The sequence below is a fragment of the Anaerocolumna sedimenticola genome, assembly GCF_009931695.1.
Lineage (GTDB): Bacteria > Bacillota > Clostridia > Lachnospirales > Lachnospiraceae > Anaerocolumna > Anaerocolumna sedimenticola.
Genome location: NZ_CP048000.1, coordinates 3,905,999 through 3,920,091, shown reverse-complemented (window position 1 = coordinate 3,920,091; position 14,093 = coordinate 3,905,999). Strand labels below are relative to the sequence as shown.

13 protein-coding genes and 1 riboswitch are annotated in these 14,093 nt (G+C 35.6%); of the genes, 9 read left to right on the top strand and 4 right to left on the bottom strand.

Annotation, left to right across the window (positions count from 1 at the left end):
- The first annotated feature begins 84 nt into the window (after positions 1-84).
- Entirely contained in the window at positions 85-969 is an 885-nt protein-coding gene (locus Ana3638_RS17435; RefSeq protein WP_202621509.1) for a hypothetical protein, read from the top strand.
- A gap of 162 nt (positions 970-1,131) precedes the next feature.
- On the opposite strand, the gene Ana3638_RS17430 is transcribed toward Ana3638_RS17435, so the two are convergent.
- The 3 genes from Ana3638_RS17430 to Ana3638_RS17420 are packed head-to-tail and all read right to left on the bottom strand — an operon-like array spanning position 1,132 to position 4,021.
- Positions 1,132-2,154, bottom strand: a complete 1,023-nt coding sequence (locus Ana3638_RS17430) for a hypothetical protein (protein ID WP_161839174.1) — start codon at positions 2,152-2,154, stop codon at positions 1,132-1,134.
- Positions 2,155-2,174: 20 nt separating this feature from the next.
- Positions 2,175-3,407: a tyrosine--tRNA ligase gene (gene tyrS / locus Ana3638_RS17425; protein WP_161839173.1), complete on the bottom strand. Its 1,233-nt coding sequence runs from the start codon at positions 3,405-3,407 to the stop codon at positions 2,175-2,177.
- Between the two features lie 56 nt (positions 3,408-3,463).
- Entirely contained in the window at positions 3,464-4,021 is a 558-nt protein-coding gene (locus Ana3638_RS17420; RefSeq protein WP_246240326.1) for a folate family ECF transporter S component, read from the bottom strand.
- Positions 4,022-4,256: 235 nt separating this feature from the next.
- Positions 4,257-4,353: riboswitch (THF riboswitch) on the bottom strand.
- Between the two features lie 252 nt (positions 4,354-4,605).
- Here Ana3638_RS17420 and Ana3638_RS17415 point away from each other — a divergent pair.
- The 7 genes from Ana3638_RS17415 to Ana3638_RS17390 all read left to right on the top strand — a co-directional run bounded on the left by Ana3638_RS17415 (position 4,606) and on the right by Ana3638_RS17390 (position 11,778).
- The gene (locus Ana3638_RS17415; protein WP_161839172.1) at positions 4,606-5,031 is read left to right on the top strand and encodes a hypothetical protein; all 426 of its coding nucleotides are present in this window, start codon (positions 4,606-4,608) and stop codon (positions 5,029-5,031) included.
- Positions 5,032-5,279: 248 nt separating this feature from the next.
- The gene (locus Ana3638_RS17410; RefSeq protein ID WP_161839171.1) at positions 5,280-7,160 is read left to right on the top strand and encodes a TIGR03960 family B12-binding radical SAM protein; all 1,881 of its coding nucleotides are present in this window, start codon (positions 5,280-5,282) and stop codon (positions 7,158-7,160) included.
- Positions 7,160-7,951: a TIGR03936 family radical SAM-associated protein gene (locus Ana3638_RS17405; RefSeq protein WP_161839170.1), complete on the top strand. Its 792-nt coding sequence runs from the start codon at positions 7,160-7,162 to the stop codon at positions 7,949-7,951. The genes Ana3638_RS17410 and Ana3638_RS17405 overlap by 1 nt, the downstream gene beginning before the upstream one ends.
- Positions 7,941-8,648 (top strand): ribonuclease E/G, encoded by a 708-nt coding sequence (locus Ana3638_RS25800; RefSeq protein ID WP_281352840.1) that lies wholly within the window; start codon positions 7,941-7,943, stop codon positions 8,646-8,648. Before Ana3638_RS17405 ends, Ana3638_RS25800 begins: the two co-directional genes overlap by 11 nt.
- A complete protein-coding gene (locus Ana3638_RS25795; protein ID WP_281352952.1) occupies positions 8,633-9,121 on the top strand; it encodes a ribonuclease E/G in 489 nt (162 codons plus the stop codon). The genes Ana3638_RS25800 and Ana3638_RS25795 overlap by 16 nt, the downstream gene beginning before the upstream one ends.
- Positions 9,122-9,209: 88 nt before the next feature.
- Positions 9,210-9,680, top strand: a complete 471-nt coding sequence (gene ybaK, locus Ana3638_RS17395; protein ID WP_161839169.1) for a Cys-tRNA(Pro) deacylase — start codon at positions 9,210-9,212, stop codon at positions 9,678-9,680.
- A gap of 316 nt (positions 9,681-9,996) precedes the next feature.
- Positions 9,997-11,778, top strand: coding sequence for a vWA domain-containing protein (locus Ana3638_RS17390; protein ID WP_161839168.1), 1,782 nt, complete (start codon positions 9,997-9,999; stop codon positions 11,776-11,778).
- A gap of 211 nt (positions 11,779-11,989) precedes the next feature.
- On the opposite strand, the gene Ana3638_RS17385 is transcribed toward Ana3638_RS17390, so the two are convergent.
- Entirely contained in the window at positions 11,990-13,174 is a 1,185-nt protein-coding gene (locus tag Ana3638_RS17385) for an alanyl-tRNA editing protein (RefSeq protein WP_161839167.1), read from the bottom strand.
- 353 nt (positions 13,175-13,527) lie between these two features.
- Here Ana3638_RS17385 and Ana3638_RS17380 point away from each other — a divergent pair, with 353 nt between their 5' ends.
- Positions 13,528-14,028, top strand: coding sequence for a GNAT family N-acetyltransferase (locus tag Ana3638_RS17380; RefSeq protein ID WP_246240323.1), 501 nt, complete (start codon positions 13,528-13,530; stop codon positions 14,026-14,028).
- The last annotated feature ends 65 nt before the right edge of the window (positions 14,029-14,093 follow it).

The following is a 14,093-nucleotide window of genomic DNA, read 5'->3' as shown; positions in this document are numbered from 1 at the left end:
GGGTTTCTGGGAGCATATTTTGCCGGCTCAATAACAGATATACCTGATAATGCAGAGTTATCCGCATATTCTGATATTGACATCATGATTGTGATTTCAACGGATGAAACACCAAATAAGCTTGGAAAGTTTATCTATCGTGATGTCATGTTGGAGGTTACTTATTTATCCTGGAATCAGATATCAAATATAGAGCAAGTATTGATATCACATCATTTGGCAAACAGCTTACGGAAAAATACAATCATCAGTGATGCAACCGGCTGTTTACATAAACTTCAGTCAGAGGCAGCTAAACAATTCCCGGAGAAAAAATGGGTACGACTCCGCTGTGAGAATGTTTGTAATAACATAGAGAATTCATTAAAACATATTAATATCTCTGTACCTTATCCTGATTTGGTATTGGCCTGGCTTTTTCCAACAGGAATAACCACACATGTATTGCTTTTAGCTGCACTGCGTAACCCAACCGTACGCCGGCGTTATTTAGCCGTAAAGGATATGCTTTTCGAATATGGTTATGCTGAATTTTATCCAAAACTTTTGAATTTACTTGGCTGTACTCATATGACTCCCAGCCGGATTGAAGAACACTTAAAAGCTTTGGCAGAAACGTTTGATGCCGCAGCATCTGTAGCTAAAACACCTTTTTTATTTAGTACGGATATTACACCTTTTGCAAAACCAATTGCGATAGAGGGAAGTACAGAACTGATTAAATCGGGCCACCATCATGAAGCAATCTTCTGGATTGTCGCTACTTTTGCACGATGCCATAAAATTTTTGAGGCAGATGCACCTCTTAAGCAGCAATTATATCTTCCTGCTTTTAAAAACATTATGTCGGACCTTGGTTTTAATTCCAATGAAGATTTTATCAGACGAGCAGATGAGGTCATAAAATTCCTGCCAGATCTATGGGAGGTAACGGAGAGTATTCTATCTAAGAATCCGGATATTGTATGAATTAAGACTTTTAACAGGTTGATAGAAGTATAAATGGTTACTCAGTCAGGATTGTATAAAAGATAAGCCGCATATGGTTATGCTTACCATATGCGGCTTATTTATCATTATGGTCTTTCCTGTACTTAACACAGAGCAATATTATACCCTGCCAATTGAAGATTATTCTTCCGGCTCCTGATTTGTCTCAAAATGATTATTGTAATATTCCTCAACCAAAAGATCTAAATAGGATTCATTCATTTCACCGAATTGGGCAGTAATCATTTCTTTCATTTTCTCAAGTTTATGGAAGAAACGGATTTCTGCCGTTTCACTGGGATCGGTTAGAGCATCCAGCTGTTCGGCCGTTACATTCTGGGTTAACCAGTCATTAATGGACTGGGTTACATTATTTTCATCATCAATTTCTTTTTCTATTTTCTGTGCTTTCGCATAGGAGGAAATACCAATATATAAAAATGCAATAAATAACGCACCCATTACGATATAGGGCATCGGACCGGCAAAGATGTTTATGATTCCAACCGCATTTAATATAAGAACGGCAATGCCTAAAACAGAAACCACAATAAAAGTCGAAGCGGAAGATTTATAATCCTTATATTGTTCTTCTTTTTTTACATAAACGGTAGAAGGTTCAATTGGCTTTGGCTGCCTGCTTTCCATAATATTTTTTAATTCATCTTCACTGAACATGGTTTGATATTCCGAATCAGACTGATTATGAACGGTAACTTCCTCATCCATTCTTTCATATTCATCAAATTCCTCATCGAAACCCTCATCAATAGCTTCCTCATCCTCATATTCCTCGTCTTCATATTCGGCGTCAGTTTCGTTTTCCTTTACCTGCTGATCATTATTTCCCTGTAAAGAGGAGAGTGCATTATCAGATTCCACAGAGTAAAAAGCATTATAAAGTTTAGTAACCTGTTTTAATGATTTTTCATCAATAGTTACGATCCATTGCTGTTTTTCCTCATCAAATTCATAAGATGCAGATTCAACTTTTGAATAATGAAGAAATTCAACAAATTTTTTAGCAAATAATTCTTTCTCAGTTTCCATGAAAGGTATAACAGTAGGTTCTTCCGGTAAATTTTCAACCAATTCCGTGCCGCAGTCTACACAAACAGTTATACCATCCACATATTCCTCTTTACAATTAGGACACCAGGGCATTTTTATCACTCCTATTCAGGTTAATTTATTTTAAAACAATGATATGCTTTTTTGCCTTTTCTTACAAGTAAACATCCGTCCGAGTCAAAATCATTGCTTGTAAATACTTTATCAAATTCCGTAATTTTAATATCATTAACGCTAACGCCACCCTGAACAATATTTCTTCTTGCATCAGAGCGTGATACAGCCATTTTACCGTCCACTAAAAGGGTAATCAAATCAATTCCTGCAGCAAACTGTTCAGCGGAGTACGTGGTAGTAGGAATATCTTCGGATTTCATACCACCGTTAAATAATGCTTTGGAAGCTTCCATTGCTTTTTTAGCTTCTTCTTCACCATGTACAATTTTAGTGATCTCAAAGGCAAGTACATCTTTTGCGTAATTGATTTCCGCATCCTTTAAGGCTCCTAACCTTCTGACTTCATCCATAGGCAGGAAAGTCAAAAGACCAAGACATTCTTCAACCTTGACATCTTCAATATTTCTCCAGTATTGATAGAATTCATAAGGTGATGTTTTGTTAGGATCCAACCACACAGCACCTTTCATGGTTTTTCCCATCTTGATTCCCTCACTGGTGGTAAGTAATTTGAAGGTCAATCCAAACGCAGGTTTCTGTTCTTTTTTACGGATTAAATCAACACCGCCTAAAATATTGGACCACTGGTCATTACCGCCTAACTGTAAGGAACAACCGAAAAGCTGGTTCAATTTTAAAAAGTCATAGGACTGCATAATCATATAATTAAATTCGAAGAAAGTTAGTCCTTTTTCCATTCTTTGTTTATAACATTCGGCAGTAAGCATTTTATTAACGGAAAAATGAACACCTACTTCTCTTAAGAAATCTACGTAATTTAAATTTAACAGCCAATCCGCATTATTTGCAATAATGGCATTATCATTGTCAAAATCAATAAATCTGGCAAGCTGTTTGTGAAAACAATCTGCATTATGCTGTATGGTTTCTTTCGTCATAATGGTTCTCATATCGGATTTACCGGTAGGATCTCCAATCATGGTTGTCCCGCCTCCAAGTAAAGCAATGGGCTTATGACCTGCTTTTTGCATATGCATCATAGCCATAACGGTTAAGAAATGACCTGCGGTTAAACTGTCAGCTGTTGCATCAAAACCTATATAAAAGGTAACTTTTTCCTTCCCTAATAGTTCCCTGATTTCTTGTTCGTGGGTTGTTTGCTCGATAAATCCACGTTCCAATAAAATATCATATACATTGGTTGACATTTTATATTCCTCCTTCAATAAGTTATTTTTCATTATAAATGATATTTTTCTATTTTTCAACGTTTTTGATGGATTTCACCAGGACTGGCATAGGCAGTGATTCTTTTCAGGACAATATATAGGATTCCGGTATCGATGGGGAGCATAATGATTGCTTTTAAGAGACGCATAGGCAGCAAAATGATAAATGCTTTACCATATAAAATGGATAGCCATGTAGTTGTAAGAATTAAGTCAACAAAAATAACAACCGTTAATTTAGCAAAAAAAACTCTGCGGATACTGATTGGTTTTTTATAAAGATACAAACCATAAATGAAACCGGATAGTATTGAACTTAAGGTGAAACCCGGAAAAAAAGGACCGGTCGGTTTTATCAGGTAATTTAAGACATCACAAGTACCACCTAATATACCGGCTATAACTGGTCCATAAAGCATACCGGCAATACCTATGGTGAGGAAGGAAAAACCGATTTTAATAAATTCACCGATTGTAATGGTAAAAAAACCGATTACCGTATTTAATGCCGCAAGCATGGCTGTTATAGCCAAATTATGTACTTTCCGCAATTCTTTTGCAGATTCTTTTAAAGAATAAATTAATTTTTGCATAGTATACCTCCTTTTCTAATAATTAGATGTCAGGTAATTGGGAACACCATTATTGTATCTATATACCATACAACTAATACAATTTCAGAGCTGAATCTTGTCCAACGGACAACTGAAGCTCTGAAATTCGTATTAGTTATATGGTATATTCAGAAAATTAAATAGTTTCGCAATTACCTAATAATTAGATGTCTTAAAATATTGCTACTACTAGAAGGTATCATGCCTATCATGTAGCAGCGGGATGCGAATTCTGTACCGCAAGATAACTTTTCGTTCATCGGACAACTCCCCGTTCCGGTGACACTTAACGCACAAAATCCTACTCTGCTATCAGTATTTTTTGACTTATTAACTATACCAGAACTGGGATAATTTATCAAGAATTCACTTAGAAAACAAAACTTTTTCTTTTCACACTCAAATCTTATTGACGAATCAAACAGGAAGATAAAATTATTAACTATGGTAGACATATATTTGAACAAGTCCCGAATATATTTTAGTATGAGAAAAATATAAAAGTACTATATCAGCACAGCTTTGCAGTTGGTGCCTGCGAAAATAATGATAGGAGGATAAATATGGACAATCAAGAGCATATGAGAGCTCTATCCAGGGATGAATATATAAGAATGGCAAGAGAGAGTTGTAACAGAAATGTAGGTTATAACAGCAGTAATGCAAAAAACCATGGAACAAATAAGAACAAGGGATATGTGAATTCAGAAAAATTCAGAACCTGGGACCAGGCTGATTCAATGAACAGATATAACCTTAGTGAATCCGGATTTAATATGTCAAATGTAAATTTAAAATCCTTATTAATCCGTACCATTTGTGCTTTGATTCTGTTTTTAGCAGTTTTTATATTTGATCAATTTGATCTTAAAGTAAATACATTTAACACAAAATACATAAAGGATATGGTTACCTCCAATCAAAGTATTGAACAGGCAGAAGATTATTTTGTTTCTTTATTCAAACAGTTCGTAAAGACAGAGGAATAAACGAACTTATTTATAAATTGTATTTTTTCTGATTATAAGTTATAATAATAAATAATGGTGACTATTCAGTCATTGCTGTTCCAAACACATTGATTTACATAATTATATTATGTTAACCAATGTGTTTTTCTAAGGATTGGCTACAAAGGTTGAAAGAAATTCACTTTCAACCTCAGAAATTTGTACCGGCGTAATTCTCGGAGCAAATTTCAAAGGCGCATAAAACTTGCGCAGGAATGGAGGTAAAAATGAAAAAATTAGCACTATCCGATGAAATCTTATTAACCGTTGATAAGCCTGCCAGATATATCGGTAATGAGATCAATATGGTTCAAAAAGATTTGGATAAGATAGATATACGATTTTGTATGTGTTTTCCGGATGTATATGAAATAGGTATGTCCCATCTTGGAATTCAGATATTATACGATATGTTTAACCGAAGAGAAGATACGTATTGCGAAAGAGTATATTCTCCCTGGGTTGATTTAGATAAAATATTAAGGGAAAAACAGATTCCGTTGTTTGCTTTAGAATCACAGGATCCCATTAAAAATTTTGACTTTTTAGGGATTACCTTACAATATGAAATGTGTTATACAAATATTCTGCAGATACTTGAATTGTCTCAGATTCCTATCTATGCCAAAGACAGGGGTGAGGATGACCCCATTATATTAGGCGGAGGACCGTGCACCTATAATCCGGAACCGATTGCCGATTTCTTTGATTTCTTTTATATCGGTGAGGGTGAAACCGTTTATGACCAGATATTAGATGCTTATAAGGAAAATAAGAAAAATGGCGGCAGCCGAAAGGATTACCTGGAGAAAGTTGCAAAAATTGAAGGCATATATGTTCCGTCATTTTATGAAGTGGAATATAACAAAGATAATACGATTAAAACGTTTTATAAAACAAATGGACATGCCATGGATAAAATCCGCAAACAGGTTGAAATGAGTTTGAGTGATACTTTTTATCCGAAAAAACCTTTGGTACCTTATATAAAAGTTACTCAGGACAGGGTTGTATTAGAGATCCAAAGAGGCTGCATCCGCGGATGCCGTTTCTGCCAGGCAGGTATGATCTACAGACCCATAAGGGAGCGGGATGTGGCATTTTTAAAAGACTATGCTTATCAGATGTTAAAAGCTACCGGACATGAAGAGATTTCCTTGAGTTCGTTAAGTTCAAGCGATTATTCTGCCCTTCAGGAATTAGTATACTATTTGATTGAGGAATTCAGTTCGAAAGGCGTTAACATTTCCTTACCCTCTCTTCGTATTGATGCTTTTGCATTAGATGTTATGAGCAAAGTACAGGATGTAAGGAAAAGCAGTTTAACCTTTGCTCCGGAAGCCGGTTCCCAGAGACTTCGCGATGTTATTAATAAGGGCTTAACAGAAGAGAATATATTAAATGGTGCCATGGATGCTTTTAAAAGCGGATGGAATCGTGTGAAATTATATTTTATGCTTGGATTACCTACGGAAACGGAAGAAGATATCGAGGGAATCGCTGTCCTTTCCGATCAAATAGCAAGAGAATATTATACCATTCCTAAAGATCAGAGAAACGGTAAAGTCAGTATTGTTGCCAGTACTTCTTATTTCGTGCCTAAGCCCTTTACCCCATTCCAATGGGCCAGAATGGATACACCGGAGGAATATATAGCAAAACAGCGTTTTTTACGCGGGAAGATTAATGATCAATTAAACCGTAAAAGCATAAAGTATAATTGGCATGAGGCAGAAGTGAGTATTTTAGAAGGAGTATTTGCAAGAGGTGACCGTAAGTTAAGTAAAGTTATCTTTGATGCTTATAAAGCAGGCTGCCTCTATGATTCCTGGTCAGAGTATTTTAAATATGATGTTTGGATAAAAGCATTTGAAGAAAATAATATAGATATTCCTTTTTATACCAGCAGGGAAAGAGTGAAAGAGGAAAACTTGCCTTGGGATTTTATTGATGTAGGTGTTACAAAGGAATTTTTATGGCGGGAATACAACAGAGGAATTCATGAAAAGGTAACGCCAAACTGCAGAAGAGCTTGCGCTGACTGCGGTGCTAAGGTATTTAACGGCGGAGTCTGTTATGAAGAAAAAGGACAGGAGGTTACTGTATAATGAAAGTTCGTATAAAGTTTAGTAAATCAGGTCCTTTAAAATTTATCGGTCATCTGGATGTTATGCGTTATTTCCAAAAAGCTTTTCGCAGAGCAGAATTAGACGTGGAATATTCCCAGGGTTACAGCCCCCATCAATTAATGTCTTTTGCGGCCCCTTTAGGTGTCGGTTTAACCAGCGACGGAGAATATCTGGATGTGTCCATGATATCCTGTGAAGCTCCTGATCAGATGATACAGAAAATAAATGATGTTATGAATGAATATATCCGGATTGTGGATTTTAAAATTTTACCGGACAATAGTAAAAATGCCATGTCCATCGTTGCAGGAGCGGATTATCTGCTCTCCTTAAAAGATGATTATGATTTTATGGATAAGGCAGTATTTGAACAGAATTTTACGGCGTTTTTTAAGCAAGAGAATATTACCATTACCAAAAAATCAAAAAAGAGTGAAAATATAGTTGATATTAAACCAATGATCTATCATATAGCTTTTGAAGAGGATAAATTTCTGGAAAGTAAAGGTTCCGTATCCGAAACAAAAAATATACAAACCGTCGCTGAAACTTATGAGAACGGAATTAAAGTATATATGCAGCTGGCAACCGGTAGTGTGAATAATCTGAAACCGGAGTTGGTGATGGAAGCATTTTGCCAATATACAGGAGTGGAATTTAAACCATTTGCATTTCAGGTCCACCGGTTAGAAGTATATGCGGATCTTGGTGATGAAATTAACAGAAAACTTATTCCATTAGATCGTTTCGGGAGTTACCATGAATCATAAATTAATCATTACAAAACTGGATAATCATATTGTATCCGCAGTGTTTGCGGAAAATGACATGCTTCAGGTAAATCTGGATAAAGCGGATAAACAAAGTATTTTGGGTAATATCTATATCGGTAAAGTAAAGAATATCGTAAAAAATATAAATGCAGCCTTTGTGGAAATAACGGGCGGCAAAATGTGTTATTTAGCAATAGAAGAAAACCCCGGACCTATCTACGTGAAACCAAAGAAAACGGACCGAATTGTAATTGGGGACGAAATACTTGTACAGATATCCAAGGAAGATGTGAAAACCAAAGCACCGGTTGTTACAACGAATCTAAATTTTACAGGAAAATATGTTGTTTTAATCCATGGTAAATCTACTTTGGGGGTATCTTCAAAGATTAATGATGAAAACGAACGGAAACGTTTAAAAGAAATTATGAAACCATTTAAACAGGAAACCTACGGTTTTATCATCAGGACAAATGCAGTAAATAAACCTGCAGAACGGATACAGGAAGAAGTAACGGAACTAATCAGGCAATATGAAGAAATAAAAGAATTTGGTGTTCATAAAACAACTTTTTCTCTTATCTATGAGACACCTCCAGGGTTTATCTGTGATATCCGTGATGGGTTTGCAGATAAAATCAACGAAATACAAACGGATGAACCGGATTTATATGAAATATTTATTCCTATTTAAAAAGTTATCAAAAAGAAGATCTACCAAAACTTAAATTATATGAAGATAAATTAATTACCCTTGGTAATCTTTATGGTATCCGTACAAAACTCGATAACGCATTACGGGAAAAAGTCTGGTTAAAGTCAGGAGGAACGATTATCATACAACCTACTGAGGCTTTAACCGTAATTGATGTGAATACGGGCAAGGCAATCAGTGGTAAAAAGAAAGCACAGGATACTTTTTATAAGATAAATATGGAGGCTGCCATAGAAATTGCCAAACAAATCAGACTTCGGAATTTATCCGGGATTATTATAATTGATTTTATCGATATGGATGAACAGGAATATAAAAACCGCTTGATGAATGAATTGGAAGAATTATTTAAAAGCGATCCAATTAAAACTACATTGGTTGATATGACAGCTCTTAATCTGGTGGAGGTAACCAGAAAGAAGGTAAGAAAACCTCTGTATGAGCAATTATAAAAAAGACAGCTAATTGCGAAACCTTTAAGCACAATTATGCTGTTTCAATTACCTAATAAATAAGAAATAGTAAGGATAGTGATACCATATGATAAAGACAAATGTCATGCGTTTGTTCGATCAGGCAAAGATCAGTTATAAAACATTGGAGTATGAAGTAGATGAAAATGATCTTTCAGGGGAACATGTAGCAAAACAAATCGGTTATCCGACAGAACAGGTTTTTAAAACATTAGTGGCAAAAGGAGAGAAAAAAGGAATCCTTGTATTCTGCTTACCGGTAAATGCCGAATTGAATCTAAAGAAAGCTGCCGCAGCCGTAGGTGATAAAAAAATCGAGATGATTCATGTTAAGGATTTATTAGGGCTTACCGGATATATAAGGGGCGGATGTTCTCCTGTTGGTATGAAGAAAAAATATCCTACTTTTATTGATGAAACAGCAATCCTTTTTGATGAAATAACAGTTAGCGCCGGAGTCCGGGGCTGCCAGATTATTATTAATCCGGAACAGTTAAGAGAATATACAAATGCTGCCTTTTTTGATTTGACGGATTAATTCAATTTTAACCTGCTCAGGTATATTCAGTAAAATATATGCAAATTTTATAAAATTCAAAACCTAATTGGTTCTATTTGGGAATGAGCCGATTAGGTTTTTTTCTAATTTAATTTAAATACTTTTATTTTCAATAATTGCAGATTAACATAATTTTATATTTATTTTTATGGATGCGTTGTAATCAAAGGTTAAACCACTTATCTTTTGTAGAACATGCAAAAATTTATCCATTTTTCTATAAATAAATGGAACGAAATTCCATTTGAATTCGTCTAATTAGCAGCAATGTGAATTCAATATAGGAGGATTGTTTATGAAAAAGAAAAAGAATTACTTTATCCATTTATTTTTGGTATTGATTTTAATCGTAATCAGCATAACAGGGTGTTCCGGTAAAAAAGCTAATATGGAAATCCCGGATTCCGCTACCGGTACGAATGTTTCGGGAGGCCAAGCTAATAGTGTCAATACGGTTCTATCAGAAAGTCAGGTACAAAACCAGGTCATGGATTCATCTGCTGTTCGTGATAAAGCTGATAGTAATACAGGAATTGCCGGAACAGACGGAATAGCCGTGGAAGAGGATAAAGTCCAGGTAGATGAGTATGGAATGGGAACCTTATTAGATAAAGAAAATAATGGTTTAGGAAATTATAATACGGAAGAATATAAAGCCATTGTGGAAAATGATTTTGTTTCTGTCTTAAATAATCCGTTATCTACTTTTTCTGTTGATGTGGATACGGCTTCCTACAGTAATATCAGAAGGATGATCTATGAAAATCAACCGGTAGAACCCGATGCTGTAAGATTAGAAGAAATGATTAATTATTTCAAATATGATTATAAAGAACCAGAGTCAGGCAACCCATTTTCCGTTAATACCGAATTATCCGATTGTCCCTGGAATGAAAATGCGAAGCTGTTGTTAATCGGTTTAAAAGCAAAAGATATTGATAGGAAGGAATGTCCCAGTTCTAATATTGTATTTTTACTGGATGTATCCGGTTCCATGGATGAAGCAAATAAATTGCCTCTTATGCAGAAAGCATTTGTTATGCTAACAGAAAATTTGAATGAAAATGACCGGATCTCCATCGTTACCTATGCCGGAGAAGAACGGGTAGTGTTAGAGGGGGCAAGAGGAGATGAAACGATGAAAATTTCTTCTGCAATCGAAGATTTGACAGCAGGCGGAAGTACCGCAGGTTCAGCCGGAATTGAGAAGGCTTATGAATTAGCAGAAGCATATTATATCAAAGGCGGTAATAACCGGGTCATATTGGCGACGGACGGAGATTTAAATGTAGGTATTACCAGTGAAGGAGCCCTCACCAGATTGATAGAAGAGAAAAGGGAAAACGGTGTATTTCTGTCCGTCCTGGGATTTGGTACGGAAAATATAAAGGATAATAAAATGGAAGCCTTAGCGGATAATGGTAACGGAAATTATTCCTATATCGATTCACTTCTGGAAGCGAAAAAAGTTTTGGTAGAAGAAATGGGAGGTACCTTATTTACTGTTGCCAAGGATGTGAAACTTCAGGTAGAATTCAATCCGGAACAAATTAAAGGTTACCGTTTGATCGGTTATGAAAACCGTTTATTAAATACGGAAGATTTTGAAGATGATACGAAAGATGCCGGTGAAATAGGGGCGGGACACCGGGTAACTGCTCTTTATGAACTGCTTACCGCAGATTCCAGGCAGGACATACCGGAAACCGAATTAAAATATCAAACCAAAGAACAATTACCCGGCTTTGCGAACAGCAAAGAGTGGCTTACCATTAATATACGGTATAAAGATCCGGATAAAAATAAGAGTAAACTTATGTCCGTATCGGTTGATGCAGGCATTTACACAAAATCCATGCCGGATAATCTGACCTTTGCAAGTTCTGTGGCTTCATTTGGAATGTTATTAAGGGACAGTAAATGGAAAGGAACTTCTTCTTATGATATGATCTTAGATAACTTAAGCAGGATAAATACGGAAAGGGACGAATATAAAGATGAATTTGTATCTCTGGTAAAAAAAATGGAAAGATTTAATCCTGATTACATGCATCCCAATGTTGACGGAATTGAATAAGATCGTAGAAAACAGCTTAACTATTTTCTCTGTTCAGTTTGTGAAAACTCCGTTTTCACAAACTATACGTCACGGTTTAATTGCACAACCGAAAGAAACACGCTTGGCGAGTTTCTTCGGTTCGCGTGCGCGTTCGAATTATTGCAAGCAAGCTTGCTGATTCTCACTTTGCTTTCGCGAAAATAAAAGAATTCCGGAAATGCAGTTATTTTTACTTAATATTATTGATAAAGGCCTCTATATCCTCTTTCTTACCCTTGACTGAGCCCTGAACCATCTCTTTGGAACCGCCGCCTTTTCCTCCAAATGATTCATTCAGCCTTTTACCTATAGGGCGTACGTCAATTGTTTTAGATAAAAGTACATATTTGTATTCCTGTTCATCAGTAGTTGTAAATACTGCACAGATTCCCTCACAATGTTCTATAAGCAGATTTCCATAAGTTCTTAAAGAAGCAGCTGCCACATCGTTATCAAAAATACAGATGGAATCGGTTCCAGTCTGAAAGGCAGCAGCTTTATATACTAATATTTGGTTCTGTAAATTTAATAATTGGCCTTTTAGAGTTTGATTTTCATTTTTTATGTTCTTTACAGCATCCTGGACTTCATCTGGTTTAGCAGATAATAAAACAGATATATCCGTTACACTCTTTTCTTTCTTATTATAATCTTTAAGTGCCCGGGTTCCGCATAACATATTGATTCTGATCCCGCCTTTATATTTCTGGAAGGAGGTTATTTTAATTCCGCCTATTTCACCGGTTAAAGCTACATGGGGTGCACAGCAGGCGCAGATATCACAACCTGGAATGGTTACGATTCGGATATCACCGGAAAGCTCTATTTTACTTCGGTAATCCAGTTCTTTTAATTCCTGGGGATTTGGAAAACTGACCTTGATTGGAATATTTTCATATACAGCCTGATTTGCTTTTAGTTCTATATTTCTAATATCTTCTTCTGTTAAACTACCATTAAAATCGATAGTGACTACTTCACTGCCTAAATGAAACCCTACATTATCATAGCCAAAATATTTATGAACGAAACCGGAAATAATATGTTCCGCCGTATGATGCTGCATAAAGTCAAAACGCCTATTCCAATTTATCTCTCCGGTAATTGTTTCACCAACGGTAAGCGGGGCCACCATGGTATGATAGATAATTCCGTCGTCTTCCTGTACATCTGTAACTGTTATACCATTAATACTTCCCGTATCGGAAGCTTGTCCGCCTCCCTCCGGGAAAAAAGCCGTAACATCTAACGTAACAATATAACTTGGTTTATCCGGCTGCCCTTCTACCGTTTGCTTCACACAGGTTAAAACAGTACCCTGGAATGTTTTCATATAACTGTCCTGATTATATAATTGAATGGTTGGTTCACTCATGGTAATATCCGCCTTTCTATTTATCCTATGTATTATAATACAGTCAAATCATTATAGCAACTATCTGTAAAGGAGTATGATATTTTATTTTCATTTTATAAAATATGAGTTATACTATATAAAGGATATGTAGTTAACTGGCAGTTTTAATTTTTCTGAATCATTTGATGAATTACAGTTTATAATAATTGACAATGAAAAGGGATTTATGTGCCAAGGTAGTAATCAATCTTCCAATAATAAGGGATATGAAAAACTCCTATATGAGGAAATAAACTGTTAGTATAAATTGAATTAACTGAAATTAGTATTCTTTCAATATGAATTGATAAGGGGATGATTTTATTAGTAAATTGGATAATAAAGATAACAATAAAATCAATGAAAATGAGAATAATGTGGCATATTTAAGGAAAACAGACCCGGATTCCGCAGAAGCTTTAGCATTAATGGATGAATTATCCGATTACCTGGAAGCACTAACCGGCAGCAGTGGACGAAGTTCCTATTATTCTGCTGATTTTAAAGTGACTCGCAGTTTATTTATTACAGCCTATAATCAGAAAGGTGAAGCTATCGGCTGCGGAGCAATACGTCCCCTGGATGAGCAAACGGCTGAAGTGAAACGAATGTATGCAATGTATAAGGGTTCCGGTATAGGGAGAGCAATTTTAACTCAGCTTGAAATAGAGGCAAAAAATCTGGGTTATAAGGCGCTTAGGCTGGAAACTCGATTAATAAATAAAAACGCGGTTTTATTTTATGAAGCCTTGGGATACCATCAAATAGAGAATTATGGTAAATATACCGACAATGAAGAAGCGGTCTGTTTTGAAAAATGTATTGACAAATAATGTCTTATATGCTAATATACTTTAGTGTGCCGCACAACGAGGTTCTAAAATTCTGTATTTTTATA